Origin of the sequence: Serratia sp. LACPHL-BACT-2024-00286, from assembly GCF_043109535.1 — a bacterium.
GTDB classification, from domain to species: Bacteria; Pseudomonadota; Gammaproteobacteria; order Enterobacterales; family Enterobacteriaceae; genus Serratia; species Serratia sarumanii.
Genome location: NZ_JBICNA010000001.1, coordinates 373,257 through 390,436 on the forward strand (window position 1 = coordinate 373,257; position 17,180 = coordinate 390,436).

General features: G+C 59.3%; 16 protein-coding genes. 9 read left to right on the forward strand and 7 right to left on the reverse strand.

All coding sequences use genetic code 11. From position 1 onward, the window contains the following. Positions 1 to 61 precede the first annotated feature (61 nt). Entirely contained in the window at positions 62 to 421 is a 360-nt protein-coding gene (gene yebF, locus ACF8MC_RS01840; protein WP_164104817.1) for a protein YebF, read from the forward strand. A gap of 56 nt (positions 422 to 477) precedes the next feature. Here the strand turns inward: yebF and ACF8MC_RS01845 are convergent, their stop codons facing one another. From ACF8MC_RS01845 to mdtH, 5 genes are all read right to left on the reverse strand, one after another. Then, on the reverse strand, positions 478 to 1,041 hold the full coding sequence (locus ACF8MC_RS01845; protein ID WP_004927555.1) for a lipoprotein: 564 nt from the start codon (positions 1,039 to 1,041) through the stop codon (positions 478 to 480). 152 nt (positions 1,042 to 1,193) lie between these two features. Then, complete coding sequence (locus tag ACF8MC_RS01850; RefSeq protein WP_164104816.1) at positions 1,194 to 2,834, reverse strand: AarF/ABC1/UbiB kinase family protein; 1,641 nt, start codon at positions 2,832 to 2,834, stop codon at positions 1,194 to 1,196. Positions 2,835 to 2,866: 32 nt separating this feature from the next. Further along, positions 2,867 to 3,514 carry a glutaredoxin 2 gene (gene grxB, locus ACF8MC_RS01855; protein WP_033634872.1) on the reverse strand — a complete coding sequence of 216 codons (648 nt, stop codon included), beginning with the start codon at positions 3,512 to 3,514 and terminating at the stop codon, positions 2,867 to 2,869. A 127-nt stretch (positions 3,515 to 3,641) separates the two neighbouring features. Then, the gene (locus ACF8MC_RS01860) at positions 3,642 to 3,890 is read right to left on the reverse strand and encodes a hypothetical protein (protein ID WP_033634870.1); all 249 of its coding nucleotides are present in this window, start codon (positions 3,888 to 3,890) and stop codon (positions 3,642 to 3,644) included. 73 nt (positions 3,891 to 3,963) lie between these two features. After that, complete coding sequence (mdtH, locus tag ACF8MC_RS01865; protein WP_033654414.1) at positions 3,964 to 5,169, reverse strand: multidrug efflux MFS transporter MdtH; 1,206 nt, start codon at positions 5,167 to 5,169, stop codon at positions 3,964 to 3,966. 345 nt (positions 5,170 to 5,514) lie between these two features. On the opposite strand from mdtH, the gene rimJ reads away from it, so the two are divergent. The 4 genes from rimJ to murJ all read left to right on the forward strand — a co-directional run bounded on the left by rimJ (position 5,515) and on the right by murJ (position 9,311). Further along, a complete protein-coding gene (gene rimJ / locus ACF8MC_RS01870) occupies positions 5,515 to 6,099 on the forward strand; it encodes a ribosomal protein S5-alanine N-acetyltransferase (RefSeq protein ID WP_033638511.1) in 585 nt (194 codons plus the stop codon). Positions 6,100 to 6,108: 9 nt separating this feature from the next. Further along, a complete protein-coding gene (locus ACF8MC_RS01875; protein ID WP_033647660.1) occupies positions 6,109 to 6,756 on the forward strand; it encodes a YceH family protein in 648 nt (215 codons plus the stop codon). Further along, the gene (locus ACF8MC_RS01880; protein ID WP_041035483.1) at positions 6,749 to 7,669 is read left to right on the forward strand and encodes a Gfo/Idh/MocA family protein; all 921 of its coding nucleotides are present in this window, start codon (positions 6,749 to 6,751) and stop codon (positions 7,667 to 7,669) included. The genes ACF8MC_RS01875 and ACF8MC_RS01880 overlap by 8 nt, the downstream gene beginning before the upstream one ends. Positions 7,670 to 7,775: 106 nt before the next feature. Further along, positions 7,776 to 9,311 (forward strand): murein biosynthesis integral membrane protein MurJ, encoded by a 1,536-nt coding sequence (gene murJ / locus ACF8MC_RS01885; RefSeq protein WP_033654412.1) that lies wholly within the window; start codon positions 7,776 to 7,778, stop codon positions 9,309 to 9,311. A 62-nt stretch (positions 9,312 to 9,373) separates the two neighbouring features. Here the strand turns inward: murJ and argS are convergent, their stop codons facing one another. After that, positions 9,374 to 11,104 (reverse strand): arginine--tRNA ligase, encoded by a 1,731-nt coding sequence (argS, locus tag ACF8MC_RS01890; protein WP_033634864.1) that lies wholly within the window; start codon positions 11,102 to 11,104, stop codon positions 9,374 to 9,376. Between the two features lie 828 nt (positions 11,105 to 11,932). Between argS and ACF8MC_RS01895 the strand changes: the two genes are divergently transcribed. Further along, positions 11,933 to 12,499 (forward strand): VOC family protein, encoded by a 567-nt coding sequence (locus ACF8MC_RS01895; protein ID WP_033647652.1) that lies wholly within the window; start codon positions 11,933 to 11,935, stop codon positions 12,497 to 12,499. Here ACF8MC_RS01895 and ACF8MC_RS01900 read toward each other — a convergent pair. Further along, positions 12,496 to 13,644, reverse strand: coding sequence for a MalY/PatB family protein (locus ACF8MC_RS01900; RefSeq protein ID WP_164104815.1), 1,149 nt, complete (start codon positions 13,642 to 13,644; stop codon positions 12,496 to 12,498). The genes ACF8MC_RS01895 and ACF8MC_RS01900 overlap by 4 nt on opposite strands. A gap of 101 nt (positions 13,645 to 13,745) precedes the next feature. Between ACF8MC_RS01900 and cutC the strand changes: the two genes are divergently transcribed. The 3 genes from cutC to ACF8MC_RS01915 all read left to right on the forward strand — a co-directional run bounded on the left by cutC (position 13,746) and on the right by ACF8MC_RS01915 (position 17,166). After that, positions 13,746 to 14,504 (forward strand): copper homeostasis protein CutC, encoded by a 759-nt coding sequence (gene cutC / locus ACF8MC_RS01905; protein WP_033634860.1) that lies wholly within the window; start codon positions 13,746 to 13,748, stop codon positions 14,502 to 14,504. Between the two features lie 428 nt (positions 14,505 to 14,932). Continuing rightward, positions 14,933 to 15,337: a hypothetical protein gene (locus ACF8MC_RS01910; protein WP_033654407.1), complete on the forward strand. Its 405-nt coding sequence runs from the start codon at positions 14,933 to 14,935 to the stop codon at positions 15,335 to 15,337. After that, a complete protein-coding gene (locus ACF8MC_RS01915) occupies positions 15,334 to 17,166 on the forward strand; it encodes an FKBP-type peptidyl-prolyl cis-trans isomerase N-terminal domain-containing protein (protein ID WP_164104814.1) in 1,833 nt (610 codons plus the stop codon). The genes ACF8MC_RS01910 and ACF8MC_RS01915 overlap by 4 nt, the downstream gene beginning before the upstream one ends. Positions 17,167 to 17,180 lie beyond the last annotated feature (14 nt).

The window sequence follows — 17,180 nt, forward strand, 5'->3', positions numbered from 1 at the left end:
GAAACCCTGTTGTGAGCCAGGGATGGGCGCCCGGATAGCGCTAATCACAACGGGAGGACACATGAAAAAAACGGCTTTGGCTATCGCCTTGTTGGCCATGATGGGAGCATCGACTGCGGTGTGGGCGCAGGTTCAAGAGCAACGCAGCGCCAAGGTGGGGCAGTGTGCGGGGCTGCAGCCGGCGGCTATCGCCGCCCAGGTCAAGCGCGACTTCTTGCAGAACCGCATCACGCGCTGGGAGGCGGACAAAAAACTGCTGGGCACCGCAACGCCGATCGCCTGGGTCAGCCCGGATGCCATCACCGGCAAGGATCAGGTGTGGCAGGTGCCGCTGACGGTGCGCGGCACCAAGGCGGATAAAACCTACAACGTGACGCTCAACTGCAACACCGGCGAGATCGCCTACAGCGCGCCGCAGTAATCGTTTCCCGCAATAAAAAGCCCGCCTGGCGGCGGGCTTGATGCATCAAGAGGCGGTCAGTCGCTAAACGGGATCACCAACTCGCCCGGCTTCACTTCCAATCCCTTCGCCAGTTTTTTCGCCAGCGCTTCGGTTTTGCTGTTGTCAGGATTCAGCACATAAGCCGGCTTTTGGTCGAAGTAAGACTTCAGCGACTGATTCAGATATGGCGTCAGCGCTTTCATCACCGTCTGCATTTTTTCCGGCTGCACGCTGTAATCGGTCAGTTCCATGTCTTTAAGGTAAATGGCGCCCTGTGCACGGTCGTAAACCGGCTGCGCTTTCAGCGTCAGCTTCAGATCCGCCGCCTGCGGGCCGAGAATCGACGTGATATTGACCTTGGCATCGCCGGAAAGGGTGACCTTGCCCGGCTCGCTGCGGCCAATCTGGCTTTGCAGCTGCGTCAGTACGATGTTGGCGTCCACCAGGCCGGGCACGCCGATCTGCTTCTGATAGTCGTTGTGTTTCTGCAGGTAATCATTCACTTCCTGCTCGCTCAGGGTGTACTGGGTCAGTTGATTGCAACCGGCCAATACGCCGGCGAACAGCAGGGCGGCTGCGCCCATCAGGATCTTCTTCATTAATGCCTCATTGCGACTGCTGGCGAAAAGTGCTGCAGATAATTGATTAATCATTATAAACGTTCCGCCTGCCCCTGAAAACGGCAGGCGGCGATGTGCAGGGGATAGTGCGCGCAAAAGCGGGCGACACCTATCGGATAACGCCGAAAGCGTCAACGCCGCAATCGCAGCGCCAAGAGCGCCACGCCGGCCAGGCAGGCCGCGCCCCCCAACAGCGGGAACAGCGGAATGCCCCACAGCCGCAGCGAAGAATGCATCAGATAAGGCGCCAGGCCCAGGGCAAAAGCGGCGGTGACGATAGCGATGGCCAGGGTGACGGCGGCGCGCTCCAGCGCTTTGCTCAACTGACCGAGGTTCCTGACGTTGATATCGGCATTGAGCTGCCCGCGTTTCAGACGGCGAACCAATAGCCGCAGGGTTTGCGGCAGTTCTTCTCCGGCGTCGAGCGCTTCCCCGCCCAGAGCCAACAGCCGCTGGCGCACGGCGTCCGGGGCATAGCGTTGCAGCACCGTTTGTTGCAGCATCGGTTTGAGCGTGGCGACGATGTCGAAGGCCGGATCCAATCGGTGCAGCACGCCGTCGGCGGTGATTAACGCCTTGAACAGCAGCACCAGATCGGGCGGCAGCGCCAGTTGGTGCTCACGCGCCATCACCAGCAGGTCGGTCAGGGCCTTGCCCAAGGTCAGAGTGGCGGCGGCCTGTTTGTCGAGAAAGTTTTGCGCCGCCAGCTCCAGATCCATCAAATCCAGCGGTTCGCTGTCCGACCAGGCGATCAGCGTGTTGACGATGCCTTCGGACTGACGATCGGCGATGGCCTGCAGCAGCAGGAGCAACTGGTTGCGCCGCCGCTCGGACAGCTGGCCCACCATGCCGAAGTCGATAAAGCCGACGCGGTCACCGCTCAGCGCCATGACGTTGCCGGGGTGAGGGTCGGCGTGATACAGCCGATGCTCCAGTACCATGCTCATAAAGGCGCGGGCGCCGCGTTGCGCCAGCAGCGGGCCGTCAAAGCCCGCCGCCGCCAGCTGCTGAGGGTTTTCCGGCGCGGTGCCGGGCAGGTATTCCTGCACTAACAGGCGCGGGGAAGACCATTGCCAATAGATTTTGGGCACGACGACGTCAGGTTGATGGGCGAACATCCCGGCGACGCGGTCGCAGTTATGCCCTTCGTGGGTCAAATCCAGTTCATGATTGAGCGCCGTCGCCAGCGCTCGGACCATCTGCCGCGGCCGATAGCGCGCCAGTGCGGGGCTCTGCTGCTCTACGGTTTCCGCCAGCGAGGCCAGCAGCCGCAAATCGGCGTGGATGGTTTTCGCCAGACCGGGCCGCAGCACTTTCACCACCACCTGTTCGCCGCTGTGCAGGCGTGCGCGGTAGATTTGCGCCATCGACGCCGCCGCCAGCGGCGTGCGATCGAATTCGGCGAACAGCCGCTCGGGTTCGCCGCCCAGGTCGGCAACGATCTGTGGCGCCAGCGTTTCCCATGGCAACACCGCCGCCCGGCTGTGCAGGCGATCCAGTTCGTCGGTCCAGGCCGGATCCAGCAGGTCGGAACGCGTGGCCAGGATCTGGCCGAATTTGACGAAGGTAGGCCCCAGCGCCTCGAGCGCTTCGCGCAGCCGCTCAGGCAGGGTTTGGGCGTCCTGTTGGGCGGATCCAGCGCGGGCGCCGTGCAACAAGGCTCCCAGGCCCAGCAGACGCAGAACGTCTTGCAGACCGTAACGAATCAGAACGGAGGTTATTTCCTTCAGCCGCGCCCGATCGCGAGCGGTGGCGAGCACCATTTTCAGCATCAGTACGCCATATCCTTTTGGTTGCTCAAACGTTATTGTTCCATATCCAGCAGCAACGGCACCTCGCTGCGCTGCGCCATGCGGTTGCGGTAGGCTTCCACGTTATCCGGCAGCGCAACCCCGGCGACGATCGACAATGAGCGCAGCAGCGGGAACAGGTGAATATCGTCCTCGGACAGTTCGCCGTTCACCGCGTCGGCGGAGACGATCAGCGGCGACAGCGCTTGCAGATCGGCTTCCAACTGGGCGATCAGATCGGCGCTATTGGCGAGATGCTCGGCGAAATCCCCGATTGACGCCTGCTTTTTATCGATAAAGTAACGGCGGGCGCTGTCGGTGGCAAACTCTTCGAAATCGGCATGCGCAATTCGCGGCAACAACAATTTCGCGCTGTAACCGCCGACCCGCTGCAGCCACTCGGCGATGGCCGGGTTGGTGCGGCCGGTCAGTACCGGCTTGCCGTCCAGAGCATCGACATAGCGCACGATATCCAGGCTTTCCGGCATCGCTTCACCGTTGTCTTTGATCAGGATAGGCACCATTTTTTGGCCGATCAGGTTAAACGGAGTCGTTTCATCGTCGTTGAGCAACGTGACCAGGCGAATCGGCAGACGTTTCAGGCCGAAAATCATGCGGGCTTTCACGCAGAATGGGCAATGATCGTAAATAAACAGTTTCATGCTTGCTCCGGGTTGTCAGGTTTTAACAGCAATAGTTACCACAGCTTATCGAGGCTGTCTTGACGTGCGTGTGTTGGATGGTGCGTTATTGCGAAATTGCCCGCGCATCGGCGCGGGCCAGGGGGCGTTATTTCTTGGCCGGTACTGAGTTGAGCACATCGATCAGGTGAATGCGAGCTTCATCCAGATCGATTCGGTCACGTTCGTTGGCGGCGGTGACGACCTGCAGCTGTTTGATAATATCGTTTTTCAGGCCGGCGTCGCTGGCGAGGATATGGGCCAGCGCCTTCTCCACCAGGGTGGCGCGCGCATAAATCATGCGCAAGTTCAGTATCATATGTTCGAGTAGTTGCGGTAATTTTGCTTCTTCACTCATGCCGACGGGCTCCTGTGGATGTTTTTACTAACAGGATAGCAGCTGTTGCCGATTCGGCCGGATTTCTATGGCGTCAACCGCCGCGCAGCATCATCGACGCGCTGCGCCGCGGGCTGAACTGCCAGTACAGCGCCAGCAGCGTAGCGAAGCCTACTGCACCAAGCAGCAACCAGGGCAGCTCCGGCATGTTCATCGTCCGGCCGGTATCGTACATCCAGCCGCCGCCGGTATAACCCAACGCGCCGCCCAGCGCCAGGCCGAGGCGGCTGAAGCCCATATAGCTGCCGCGCGCACGCGGATCGGCCAGCGAAGCGCTCAGCGTTTCGCGCGCCGGTTCGGCGATGATCGATCCCAGATAGAAGCAGCAGATCAGCGTGAATACACCCTGCAAGCTGGTGGCGAGACCGATCGGCAGCAGGCTGAGCGTCATCAGCAACAGGCCCGCCATCAGGCGCTGCTCTAGCCGGAAGTGTTTTTCTCCCCAACGCGCCAGCGGATAGAGCAGCGATAGCGACAGCGCCGCTTCAATCGCATACATCCATTTCACCGCCGCCGGTGAACCGGCGATTTCGTTGACCACGATCGGCATCATCAGCATCACCTGCACCGCCAGCATGTAGTAACCGGTCAGCGTCAGGACATAGGTGAGGAAGCGGCGATCGCGCAGGACCCGCAACATGCCTTCCTTCATCGGTATGCGCACGGTAGAGATGCGATAAGCCGGCAGTAGCCAGGCGTTCCAGCCGGCGGCCAGCACGAAGATCGCCGCCCCAACCCAGCAGACAAAGTGAAAGTCGTACTGCAGCAGCCAACTGCCGATCAGCGCGCCGACTACCGCTCCGGCGCTGTCCTGCATCATCAGCAGCGAGAAAAAACGGCCGCGTTCGTGCGGACGGGTCAGCTTGATCACCAAAGCGGTGCGCGGCGGATCGAATAACGTGCCGCCGAGGGCGGAAAGCGCACAGGAGAACCAAAGGATCCAGGGGGCATCGGCCATCGCCATGGTGGCGAAACCGGCGGCGCGCAGCAGCATGCCGGTGACGATCATCGGCTTGGCGCCGAAGCGATCGGCGATGGCGCCGCCAAAGATGCCGAGCCCTTGTTGCAACAGCTGCCGCAAACCCAGCGCGATGCCGACGATCAGCGCCGCCCATCCTAATTGATCGACAAAGCGGATCGAAATAAGCGGAAAAACGACAAAGAAGCCTAAAACCACCAGCAGATTATCGAGCAACAGAAAATATTTACCCAAGCTGCGTGCTTGCGACACCAGAGACATGCTTCACCATGAGCAATTAAAGAAAGAGGGGAGAACAACGCTTCCATTCTCTACCCAATTCCCCTACGGCGACAGGGGGCGTGTAGATAATATTTTTTATCGTCAAGGTGTTACCTGTGCTGCAAAATGGGCGGAAAAACGCCGTAAAACGCGTATTCGGCGATTTACTGAGCGACCGGGATTTTACCTCGGGGGCGGGCTACGGTTATATTGAATGCGGGGAAGTGCGGTTCTGAGGCGCTATTGGCAAAATAAAGTCATGGCATCAGATCGGCGCCGGATAATTATCCACGCGGCTTCCCAATAAATACTTCTTATCGAACCGTTTTGACTGCGGGGGAAATGATGTTCGGCTATCGCTCTGCATCGCCAAAAGTACGTCTTACAACCGACCGGATGGTGGTCCGTTTAGTGAATGAACGGGATGCCTACCGTCTGGCGGATTATTATGCCGAGAACCGAGCCTTTCTCAAACCCTGGGAGCCGGTGCGCGACGAAAGCCACTGTTATCCTTCCGGCTGGCAGGCGCGTCTGGGCATGATCACCGAAATGCAAAAGCAGGGCAGCGCTTACTATTTTATCCTGCTCGATCCAGAAGAGCAGGAAGTGCGCGGCGTGGCGAACTTCAGCAACGTGCTGCGCGGTTCGTTTCATGCCTGTTTCCTCGGCTATTCGCTGGGGGAAAAGTGGCAGGGGCAAGGGCTGATGTTCGAAGCCTTGCAGTCCGCCATCCGCTATATGCTGCGCCAACAGCGCATGCACCGCATCATGGCCAACTATATGCCACACAACCAGCGCAGCGGCGCATTGCTGACGCGTCTGGGATTCGAACGCGAAGGTTACGCCAAGGATTACCTGCTGATCGACGGCCAGTGGCAAGACCACGTTTTGACGGCATACACCAATAAAGAGTGGCTACCCCCACGTTGAGGCCAAACGATGAAATATGAATTGAACGCCAGAGAGGCTCGGGTTATCGGCTGCCTGTTGGAAAAACAGGTCACGACACCGGATCAATACCCGCTTTCGCTGAATGCCATTACGCTGGCATGCAACCAAAAAACCAACCGCGAACCGGTGATGGACCTGAGCGAAAGCGAAGTGCAGCAACTGCTCGATCTGTTGCTGCGCAAACATTTCCTGCGCACCCTCAGCGGGTTCGGCAATCGGGTGGTGAAGTACGAACAGCGGTTTTGCAACTCCGAGTTCGGCCAGCTGAAACTCTCGCCTGCCGAACTGGCGGTGATCGCCACCTTGCTGTTGCGCGGCGCGCAAACGCCGGGCGAGTTGCGCACCCGCACCAATCGGATGCACGAGTTCAGCGATGTCAGCGAGGTCGAACAGGTGCTGCAGCAACTGGCCACGCGCGAAGATGGCCCGTTCGTGGTGCGCCTGGCGCGTGAGCCGGGCAAGCGCGAAAGCCGGTTCATGCATCTGTTCAGCGGCCAGATTGATGAAGCGCCGCCGGCGGCGTTCGACGCTGAGGACGACGGCGAACTGAGCGCCAGAGTCAGCGCATTGGAAAGCGAAGTGGCGGAGCTGAAACGGCAGTTGCAACAGCTGTTGGCGAGGGATGCGAATGACTAAATTGCGTGTAGGCGTGGTGGGGTTGGGCAGTATCGCGCAGAAGGCGTATCTGCCAATCCTCGGCCAGGCGGCGGATTGGACGCTGGTGGGCGGTTTTTCGCCCAATCAGCAAAAAGCGCAGCCGCTGTGCGACAGCTACCGTATGGCCTGTTTCTCCCGTCTGGACAGCCTGGCCGAACAGTGCGATGCGGTCTTTGTTCACAGCAGCACCGCCAGCCATTTTTCGGTGATAGGCGAGCTGCTGAACCGCGGCGTGCACGTTTACGTCGATAAACCGCTGGCGGAGACGTTGGAGCAGGGCGAGCAGCTGCTTGAGCAGGCCGAGCGGCGAGGCAAAACGCTGATGGTGGGGTTCAACCGCCGTTTCGCGCCGCTTTACCGGCAGCTCAAACAGCAAATGAATCAGCCCGCCTCCATTCGCATGGATAAACATCGGGCGGACAGCGTCGGCCCGCACGATCTGCGTTTTACCCTGTTGGATGATTACCTGCACGTGGTGGACACTGCGCTGTGGCTGGCGGGCGGGCGGGAGCAACTGCTGAGCGGCAGCCTGCGCGCCAACGCCGCCGGTGAAATGCTGTACGCCGAGCATCACTTCGCCTGCGGCGACACGCAGGTGACGACCAGTATGCATCGCCGCGGCGGCAGCCAGCGCGAAAGCGTGCAGGCGGTGACCGACGGCGCGCTGTATCAGTTGACCGATATGCGCCACTGGCTGCGTGAAGATGCGCAGGGCGAGTTGGAGCAGCCGGTGCCGGGCTGGCAAAGCACGCTGGTGCAACGCGGCTTCGACGGGGCGGTGCGGCATTTCCTTGATGCCGTCGCCAATCAGAGCGCGCCGGAAACCGGCGGCGAACAGGCGCTGGCCGCCCAGCGGGTGGTCGAGCGTTTGCTGCGGGATAACTCTATGTAACATATGGCGGTAGCTATTCTTTTCCGGATGCGTAAACTGAGCCGATTGTTTCACTGACGCCTGCTGTTGCAGGCGTTGATATTTACGGTACCTATCAGACAACCACATGAACCTACTCAAATCCTTGGCTGCCGTCAGCTCGATGACGATGTTTTCGCGGGTGTTGGGCTTTGCCCGCGATGCGATCGTCGCGCGCGTGTTCGGGGCCGGCATGGCAACGGACGCCTTTTTCGTGGCGTTCAAACTCCCGAATCTGTTACGCCGTATCTTTGCCGAAGGGGCGTTTTCGCAGGCCTTCGTGCCGATCCTGGCCGAATACAAGAGCCAGCAGGGTGAAGAGGCGACGCGCACTTTTATTGCCTACGTCTCCGGGCTGCTGACGCTGGTGCTGGCGGTGGTGACGGTGCTGGGGATGCTGGCCGCGCCCTGGGTTATTTACATTACTGCGCCGGGCTTTACCGATACGCCCGACAAGTTTGCCCTGACGTCGGCGCTGCTGCGCATCACCTTCCCCTATATTTTGTTGATCTCACTGGCGTCGCTGGTGGGGGCGATCCTCAATACCTGGAACCGCTTCTCGATCCCGGCTTTTGCGCCAACGCTGCTTAACGTCAGCATGATCGGTTTCGCGCTGTTCGCCGCTCCGTATTTCAACCCGCCGGTGCTGGCGCTGGCCTGGGCGGTGGTGGTGGGCGGCGTGCTGCAGCTGGGGTATCAGCTGCCGCATCTGCGCAAGATAGGCATGCTGGTGCTGCCGCGCCTCAAGCTGGGCGATGCCGGGGTCTGGCGAGTGATGCGCCAGATGGGGCCGGCGATCCTCGGGGTGTCGGTCAGCCAAATCTCGCTGATCATCAACACCATTTTCGCTTCGTTCCTGGTGTCCGGCTCGGTGTCCTGGATGTACTACGCCGACCGCCTGATGGAGTTTCCCTCCGGCGTGCTGGGCGTGGCGCTGGGCACCATCCTGCTGCCGTCGCTGGCCAAAAGCTTCTCGAGCGGCAACCACGACGAGTATTCGCGCCTGATGGATTGGGGGCTGCGTCTGTGCTTCCTGCTGGCGTTGCCGAGCGCCATCGCGCTCGGCATTTTGGCCAAGCCATTGACCGTTTCGCTGTTCCAGTACGGCAAGTTCAGCGCCTTTGACGCGGCGATGACGCAACGCGCGCTGGTGGCTTACTCGGTTGGGCTGATGGGGCTGATCGTGGTTAAAGTGCTGGCGCCGGGCTTCTATTCGCGGCAGGACATTAAAACGCCGGTCAAGATCGCCATCATCACGCTGATTATGACGCAGGTGATGAACCTGGCGTTTATTGGCCCGCTGAAGCATGCCGGCCTGGCGCTGTCGATCGGTTTGGCGGCCTGCCTGAACGCCTCGCTGCTGTATTGGCAACTGCGCAAGCAGAAGATTTTCCAGCCGCAGCCGGGTTGGGCGCTGTTCCTTACCAAGCTGGTGATCGCCGTGCTGGTGATGTCGGCGGTGCTGATTGGCGTGATGTGGCTGATGCCGGCCTGGGATCAGGGCAATATGCTGGAACGTTTGCTGCGTTTGGCTGCGGTGGTGGTGGCCGGTGTGGTGGCCTACTTTGGCGTGCTGGTAGGGTTGGGCTTCCGCCCGCGCGACTTTGCGCGCCGCGCCGCCTGAGCCGAAAGCAAGAACAAAAAAAGGTCGCCCAGGCGACCTTTTTGCTTTCCGCGCGGTGCGGTTTACATGCGTTCGACGGTTTCGATGCCCAGCGTATCCAGACCGGTTTTCAGCGTTTTCGAGGTCAGCAGCGCCAGCTTCAGGCGGCTCTGACGCGCTTCTTCGCTGTCGGCGTTCAGGATCTGGCAGTGCTCGTAGAAACCGGAGAACAAGCCGGCCAGATCGTACAGGTAGCTGCACATGACGTGAGGCGTGCCTTCACGCGCGACGGTGGTGAGCACCTCTTCGAACTGCAGCAGGCGGGTAGCCAGCGCAATTTCACGCTCTTCGGTCAGCGTCAGCGGCAGCGTCAGGCTGCTTTCGTCGATCCCGGCGCGCTTGAATACCGATGCCACGCGGGTATAGGCGTATTGCATATAAGGCGCGGTATTGCCTTCGAAGGCCAGCATGTTATCCCAGTCGAAGACATAGTCGGTGGTGCGGCTTTTCGACAGATCGGCGTATTTCACCGCGCCGATGCCGACCACGCGGGCCACGGTCTTCATTTCGTCTTGCGGCATGTCCGGGTTTTTGCCGGCGATCAGCTGTTCGGCGCGTTCGATGGCCTCATCCAGCAGATCGGAGAGCTTCACCGTACCGCCCGAGCGGGTTTTGAACGGCTTGCCGTCTTTGCCCAGCATCATGCCGAACATGTGGTGTTCCAGCGAGACGGACTCCGGCACGTAACCGGCCTTGCGCACGATGGTCCAGGCCTGCATCAGGTGCTGATGCTGACGGGAGTCGATGTAATACAGCACGCGATTGGCGCCCAGGGTTTCGTAGCGGTACTTGGCGCAGGCAATATCGGTGGTGGTGTAGAGATAGCCGCCATCCTTTTTCTGGATGATGACGCCCATCGGATCGCCGTCCTTGTTCTGGTATTCGTCGAGGAACACCACGGTGGCGCCTTCGCTTTCCACCGCCAGCCCTTTGGCTTTCAGATCGGCGACGATGCCCGGCAGCATCGCGTTATACAGGCTTTCGCCCATCACGTCGTCTTCGGTCAGCGTGACGTTCAGGCGGTTATAGGTCAGCTGGTTTTGCGCCATGGTGATGTCGACCAGCTTGCGCCACATTTTCAGGCAGTACTGATCGCCGCCCTGCAGCTTGACGACGTAAGCGCGCGCGCGCTCGGCGAACTCGGCGTCTTCGTCGTAATGCTTCTTGGCTTCGCGATAGAACTGTTCCAAATCGGACAGGCCCATGTCGCTGGCGTTTTCGTTCTGCATTTTTTCCAGGTAGGCAATCAGCATGCCGAACTGGGTGCCCCAGTCGCCGACGTGGTTGGCACGGATCACTTTATGGCCCAGAAACTCCTGGGTACGCGCCGCGGCGTCGCCGATGATGGTGGAGCGCAGATGGCCGACGTGCATTTCTTTCGCCACGTTCGGCGCGGAGTAGTCGATAACGATGGTTTGCGGCTCAACCGGCGCAATGCCCAGTTTCGGTGCGTTCAGCACCTGGTCGGCCTGGCGGGCGACCCAGTCGCTGTTCAGGAAAATGTTGATAAAGCCGGGACCGGCGATTTCCACTTTACCGGCGACGTCGCCGAGATCCAGCAGTTGCACCACTTTTTCCGCCAGCTGCCGGGGCGGCATGCCCAGCTTTTTGGCGACGGACATCACGCCGTTGGCCTGGTAATCACCAAACTGCGCCTTGGCGGAAGGGCGGACCTGCGCTTCGCAATCGGCTGGCGCGCCAGCGGCGATCAGCGCCTGGCTGACTTTATCTGAAAGAAGAACCTGAATATTCACCGGGTTACCTTAATGACGAACGAGGGGCTGAAGCCAGCCCCTGTGGGATTCAACGGTGGCGGGCGCGATGGGCGACCGCCACAAAACAGCCTGCAATTGTAACCGATCTGACGGAGTCCGTCAGCAGTTGGCGCGGCCGCTGCGATGAAACAGTTGTCGGGTGCGGCGCGTTGATTGCCGGAAGGTGAAAAGCGGAATGAGCTGAACAGAATGTACGGAGGGGAGAGTTGCGAAGCTAGCGCTTTTTATTGCGGCGACCGGCATCCAGCGTGTTGACGCTGCGTGATTTGAAATGACGGTAGATGGCGTATACGGCGATAATTATCAACACCAAGGATATCGTCAGCAATAACATAATGATCATCTCGAATTTAAATTTCCTCCAAAGTAGCCGAGTTGTCTTGGTGAATCAATTGTCTGGGGTTAAATTAAGATAATCCTTAGCTTTTAATCAATTAATGCGTTTTATTTTCTTTTTTTACAATGGGTTGTGATTGCGGATTTGTGCGACATTGATAAGTGAGTCGTTTTGATTAAACCCAGCGATTCAATCGGCTTGACCAATGGCCTGCAGAGGATTTTGTGCAAAATAACTTAAATCATAGCGTCATAAAGAAAAGGTATAATGTCTTGCGAAAAATCTTATTTTTTATTTTTCCGTTGATTTAATAAGCTGTCACCTTAATAAAAATCCGGCTTTTATTCTCCCTGTCCGCAACCAAAAATCATGTTGAACTGCCGCCGAAAAACCTCGCAACGCTGGCGAGCGCTGTCGCCAGCGTGTAAATTACGGCGTTTAACTTTGCGCCCCGTTGTTTTGAGGTTCCTATGACCACTCCCTTGCAGGCCATTGCCGAGCTTGACGATCTGAAGCTCGACCTGCCGCGTTTCGAACAGGCGTTGCACCAATTTGCCGCCAAATTGCGGCTTGATCTGTCCGCGTTTACCGCCGATCACATCTCACTGCGCTGTCACCAGAACGCTACCGCCGAGCGCTGGCGCCAGGGGCTGATGCAGTGCGGGACATTGCTGTCCGAATCAATGATCAACGGGCGGCCTATCTGTCTGTTCGACTTGTCTCAGCCGCTGGCCGTTGGGCCATGGCGGATAGACTGCATCGAACTGCCGTATCCGGGGGAGAAACGCTATCCGCACGAAGGCTGGGAACACGTCGAATTAGTGCTCAGTGGCGATCCGCAGACGCTGTACGCCCGGGCGTTGAGCCACCTGGCCGATGAAGCGTTGCTGGCGCCGGGGATCAAGCTGAAGCAAAGCTCGCCAAAAGGCGAGGGCGAACGGCTGCCGAACCCGACGCTGGCCATCACCGACGGAACGGTCACGATCAAGTTTCATCCTTATTCCATTCGAGACATCGTCGCCAGCGAACAAGGTTAGCCAGGCAGTGCCGCACAGGCTCGCGCCATGCGATCGAGCGCTTCATCGAGCAGGGCCCATCGGCAACCAAAGTTAAGCCGCACAAAGCGCCGATCGCCAAAGTCCAAACCGGCGCTTAGCCCAACGCCCGCACGTTCGAAGAACTGATGCGGGTTATCCACCGGCAACGCGCTGCAGTCTATCCAGGCCAGGTAGGTGGCCTCGACAGGCAGCAACGTCAATCCCGGCATGGCGTTGATACGCTTTATCAGCCGATCGCGATTGGCGCGCAGATAAATCAACTGCTCATCCAGCCAGGGTTGCCCGTATTGATAAGCCGCCTGCGCCGCCACCAGCGCCAACAGATTGACCTCCGGCACGATACCGCTGCGCGCGCGTTTCAGCTTTTGTCGCAGCGCTTCGTTGGGAACGATCGCCAGTGAAGCGCCCAGTCCGGCGAGATTAAACGTTTTTGACGGCGACATCAGCGTCACGCTGCGTTGGGCCGCATCGTCATTCAGGGTGGCGAAAGGGATATGCCGCACGCCGGGCTCAAGCAGCAGTTCGCAGTGGATCTCATCGGAACAGACGATTAAATCGTGTTCGCGAGCGAACTGATGGTGCTGCAACAGTTCATCCCGGCGATAAACGGTGCCACCGGGGTTCTGCGGGTTGCACAGCAACAGGAGTTTCTCGTTGCCGTTCAGCCGATCATGCAGCGAGGAAAAATCCAGCACCCAGCGTTGGCCGGTCGCCTTCAGCGGCACCGCGAGATGCTCGCGCCCGGCGAATTTGGCCGCTTTGCGAAACGGCGGATAAATGGGAGAGGGGGCCAGCGTGCTCTGATGTCCTTCGGTGCAGGCGCGCACGCACAAATTCAGGCCGCACACCAGCCCAGGCAGGAAAATGATCCATTCAGGCTTGATGTGCCAGCCGTAGCGCTCTACCATGCGGCGGGTAAAAACCTCAATAAGATCAGGGGATGGGTGGGTGTAGCCGAATACGCCGTGCGCCACGCGCCGCTGCAAGGCTTCGATCACCGCCGGTGGTGAGGTGAAATCGCTGTCGGCGACCCAAAGCGGGATGATGTCGCTGCCGCGATATTTATCCCACTTAACGCTGTCACTGTGACTGCGGTCTACCCATTGATCAAAATTGAATGCCATAGTTACAACCCTGAGCCGGTTTATGCCTATGCATGAGCCTACGTGAGAAATGAAGAAATGAACAATTGCCGCCGTATGTTGGCCGTTATCTGGGGGTGACAATGATAAAACTGGAAGTTTGTTGCTTTAGCGTCGACTGTGCGCTGACGGCCGAACGGGCGGGCGCCGATCGCATTGAGTTGTGCGCCAGCCAGAGCGAGGGGGGATTGACGCCGAGCTATGGCACGCTGCGTCTGGCGCGCGAGCGGGTTTCGATCCCGGTGCATCCGATCGTTCGCCCTCGCGGTGGCGATTTCTGCTACGGCGCGGTGGATTTCGAGGTGATCAAACAGGATCTCCGCCAGATCCGCGAGATGGGGTTCCCCGGCGTAGTGGTTGGCATGCTGGACGAAGAAGGGCACATCGATCTGCCGCGCATGCGCGAAGTGATGAGGCTGTGCGAGGGCATGGCGGTGACGTTCCATCGCGCGTTCGACATGTGCCAGAACCCGATGGTGGCGTTGGAGCAACTGAGCGAGCTGGGCGTGGCGCGCATTCTGACTTCCGGCCAGCAGCAGAGCGCCGAACTGGGCCTGCCGTTGCTGCGCGATTTGCGCCAGGCCAGTCAGGGCCCGGTAATCATGGCGGGTGCCGGCGTGCGCCTCAGCAATCTGCACAAGTTTGTCGATATTGGCCTGCATGAACTGCACAGCTCTTCCGGTCACCTGGTGCCGTCGACCATGCGTTACCGCAAGGCGGGCGTCACCATGTGCTCCGATAACGAGTTTGACGAATTTAGCCATTATTGCGTGGATGGCGAAATGGTGGAGGCGATGAAAAACGCGCTGGCCTTGGTTGATCCCCTGGCGCAAAGCGCATAAACACGCAGCTAACCGCGTTTGACAACCGGTTTCCGGGCCGTAAGACCCCTTTGCGTGTCACTGAGCCCTCGGCGATCACGCAAGTACCAGGCCCCGGCGTTTTGCCGGGGCTTTTTTTATGTCTTGCGAAGACGCGGTGCCCGTTTCACGCTGTTTCTCTGTCGCACTGCCCCCCATCTCTTCTTGCGCTCATCATGCCCTGCTGATAAGTTTGTGAGTTAAAATCCTTTAAATATCATAATATTAAATGATTTTTTGGTATGCATTTTCGTGGTGAATGATTTGCGCTCTGCCGCTCATCGCCACGTCTGCATTTTCATACCCGTTCATCGCCGGCCTATGGCCGGAACATCACAGCATTAATGAGGAGAGCCGTCGATGCAGCCGCGGAGCGCGTTGGCGGCGGACTTAACAAGGAGATAACGATAATGACCCGAACGGCACACTGTTTGACCGCTGCGCTTTTGCTGACCTTGACCCTGAGCGGCTGCCAGACCGCCAAGCGGCCTGTTTCTACATTAAGTAAGCCGCCCAGTGCAGAAGACATTGCGGAACAAGACAAGCGGCAGCGTGAAGCCGAGCGTATACAGCAGTGCCAGCGCGAGTTGGATGCCATGCGCGGCATGGATAACGAAAAATACCAAAAATTCAAACGCGAATTCGATACCTTGATGGGCGGCGCCGCGCAGTATGCCGGGGTGCGCCAGCGGGTCAACACGGGCACGCAGGAAACCGTCGACGCCCTGTATCGTTACCGCACCAGCCGTCTGTGCGCAGACATCAGTTCTGCCATGATGACCGGCCTGGCTGAGCGCGGAGAGCGCGCCCAATGACCCCTCGAGCGAGAAAGGCATTACTGAGCCTGATGATACCGCTGGCGTTTGCGCCAGCGATGGCCGCAGCGGATGACGATGTGCCGGCATTACTGCAGTTCGCCGAGCGCTACCAGCGGCAGGACGCCCCGGCAGCTGACGCCGCGGTTACTCCCTCCCAGGAAACCCAAAAGCCGGCGCCCCGGCCGGTTCAACCGCGTGAAACGAGCTCGCAGAGAAAGCAACTGGCGCAGTTGCAAAAGACGCTGCGCGAGAAAGAGGCTCGATTGGAGCAACAGCAAACCGCTATTCAATCACTGCAGCAGGAGCTGACCGCGTTGCGGGTTGCGTCGTCCCTGACGACTGCCGATAAACCGACAGCTGCTCCCGATCTGAGCGCGTTGAGCGACTTCGCCAGCGGCGTGCGACGGGCGCTGAACCTGACGCCGCAGGAGCGCAAGGCTCAGGCGCAGATCGCCGAGGCGCAGGCAGCGTTAGCGCAGGAAAAACAACAAACCGAGGAGCGCGATCGGCGTATCGCCTTGCTGGAACAACGGCTGGTGGCGTTGCCTGAACAGGCGGATAGCGCCTGGCAGGAGAAACTGACGGCGGCGCAGACCGCCAACGATAAAGCGCGCCAGCGTTATGAGCAGGACAAACAAGCGGCCGCCGCTGAGCTGGCGCAACAGAAGGCGGAAGCCGCCAAGGCACTGGGCGCATTGCAACAGCAGCTGGCGCAACTGCAAAAAGAGCAGGAGGATCAACGGCAACAGGATGGGCAGCAAGAGAAAAGCCTGAAGACCGCGCTGGCGCAACAGAAGGCGGAAGCCGCCAAGGCGACGGGAGAACTTCAGCAGCAGCTGGCACTGCGGCAGAAAGAGCTGGATGAACAACGCCAACAGGCCGAGCGGCAAGAGAAAAGCCTGAAAACGGCGCTGGAACAGCAAAAGGCGGAAGCCGCCAAGGCGACGGGTGAACTTCAGCAACAGCTGGCGCAGCTACAGGAAAAAAACAAGACGCAAACCGAGCAGGCGAAGGCATTGGCGCAGCGGCTGGCAACGGCGGTGGCGGAAAGCGGAAAATCAACGCTGCAACTGGCGAAAACGACGGAGCAGGCGAAAAAAAACGCATTGGCGCTAGCGGACGCCAACCAAACGCAGCAGGCATTGCGTGAGGAGCTGGATGGGCTGCGCTCTCGCGCCAAATGGCTGCCGGATGCACAGGCGCTCGAGAAAAAGCCGGCGCAACAGAGCTATGCTGCCGGTGTCGCTTTGGGGCGCGATATTCAAACGATGCTGGCGGAGCGTAAAAATTGGGGCATCAATCCCGATAAAACCGTGCTGCTGGCGGGCGTGATCGATACCTTCAACGGCCATTACCAGCTAAGCGATGCGCAGTTGACCCGTGCGCTGGCGGAGTCGGAAAAAGCGGTGAACGACGCCCGGAACCAGGCAGCGAAGATGCAAACCAGCAAGGGCGAGGCGTTCGTCACCGAGTTTAAAAAGAAAAAGGGCACGCAGAAGTCGCCTTCCGGTTTCTGGTATCGCATCGATTATGCGGGTGATGAAGCCATTAAGGAAAACGCGCGGGTGGACATCGTGGTGAAGGAAAGTTTAACCGACGGCAGCGTGATTCAGGATATGGATCGCAGTGGGAAGGTGATGTCACAGCCGCTCTCTGCCTATCCGCCGTTGTTCCGCGAGGCGATCGGCCATCTGAAAAATCATGGTTCGCTGACGATGGTGGTGCCGCCGGCGTTGGCGTACGGTGAAACGGGCTATGCGCCGCAGATCCCGCCGAACGCGACCATGGTGTATGAGCTGCGGATTGTCGATGTCAACAACGGGTAACGTCGGGCCGGCCC

Excerpts from the sequence above, each read along its gene's own strand:
- yebF (WP_164104817.1), top strand. The coding sequence starts at position 62 with ATGAAAAAAACGGCTTTGGCTATCGCCTTGTTGGCCATGATGGGAGCA.
- ACF8MC_RS01845 (WP_004927555.1), bottom strand. The coding sequence starts at position 1,041 with ATGAAGAAGATCCTGATGGGCGCAGCCGCCCTGCTGTTCGCCGGCGTA.
- ACF8MC_RS01850 (WP_164104816.1), bottom strand. The coding sequence starts at position 2,834 with ATGCTGAAAATGGTGCTCGCCACCGCTCGCGATCGGGCGCGGCTGAAG.
- grxB (WP_033634872.1), bottom strand. The coding sequence starts at position 3,514 with ATGAAACTGTTTATTTACGATCATTGCCCATTCTGCGTGAAAGCCCGC.
- ACF8MC_RS01860 (WP_033634870.1), bottom strand. The coding sequence starts at position 3,890 with ATGAGTGAAGAAGCAAAATTACCGCAACTACTCGAACATATGATACTG.
- mdtH (WP_033654414.1), bottom strand. The coding sequence starts at position 5,169 with ATGTCTCTGGTGTCGCAAGCACGCAGCTTGGGTAAATATTTTCTGTTG.
- rimJ (WP_033638511.1), top strand. The coding sequence starts at position 5,515 with ATGTTCGGCTATCGCTCTGCATCGCCAAAAGTACGTCTTACAACCGAC.
- ACF8MC_RS01875 (WP_033647660.1), top strand. The coding sequence starts at position 6,109 with ATGAAATATGAATTGAACGCCAGAGAGGCTCGGGTTATCGGCTGCCTG.
- ACF8MC_RS01880 (WP_041035483.1), top strand. The coding sequence starts at position 6,749 with ATGACTAAATTGCGTGTAGGCGTGGTGGGGTTGGGCAGTATCGCGCAG.
- murJ (WP_033654412.1), top strand. The coding sequence starts at position 7,776 with ATGAACCTACTCAAATCCTTGGCTGCCGTCAGCTCGATGACGATGTTT.
- ACF8MC_RS01895 (WP_033647652.1), top strand. The coding sequence starts at position 11,933 with ATGACCACTCCCTTGCAGGCCATTGCCGAGCTTGACGATCTGAAGCTC.
- ACF8MC_RS01900 (WP_164104815.1), bottom strand. The coding sequence starts at position 13,644 with ATGGCATTCAATTTTGATCAATGGGTAGACCGCAGTCACAGTGACAGC.
- cutC (WP_033634860.1), top strand. The coding sequence starts at position 13,746 with ATGATAAAACTGGAAGTTTGTTGCTTTAGCGTCGACTGTGCGCTGACG.
- ACF8MC_RS01910 (WP_033654407.1), top strand. The coding sequence starts at position 14,933 with ATGACCCGAACGGCACACTGTTTGACCGCTGCGCTTTTGCTGACCTTG.
- ACF8MC_RS01915 (WP_164104814.1), top strand. The coding sequence starts at position 15,334 with ATGACCCCTCGAGCGAGAAAGGCATTACTGAGCCTGATGATACCGCTG.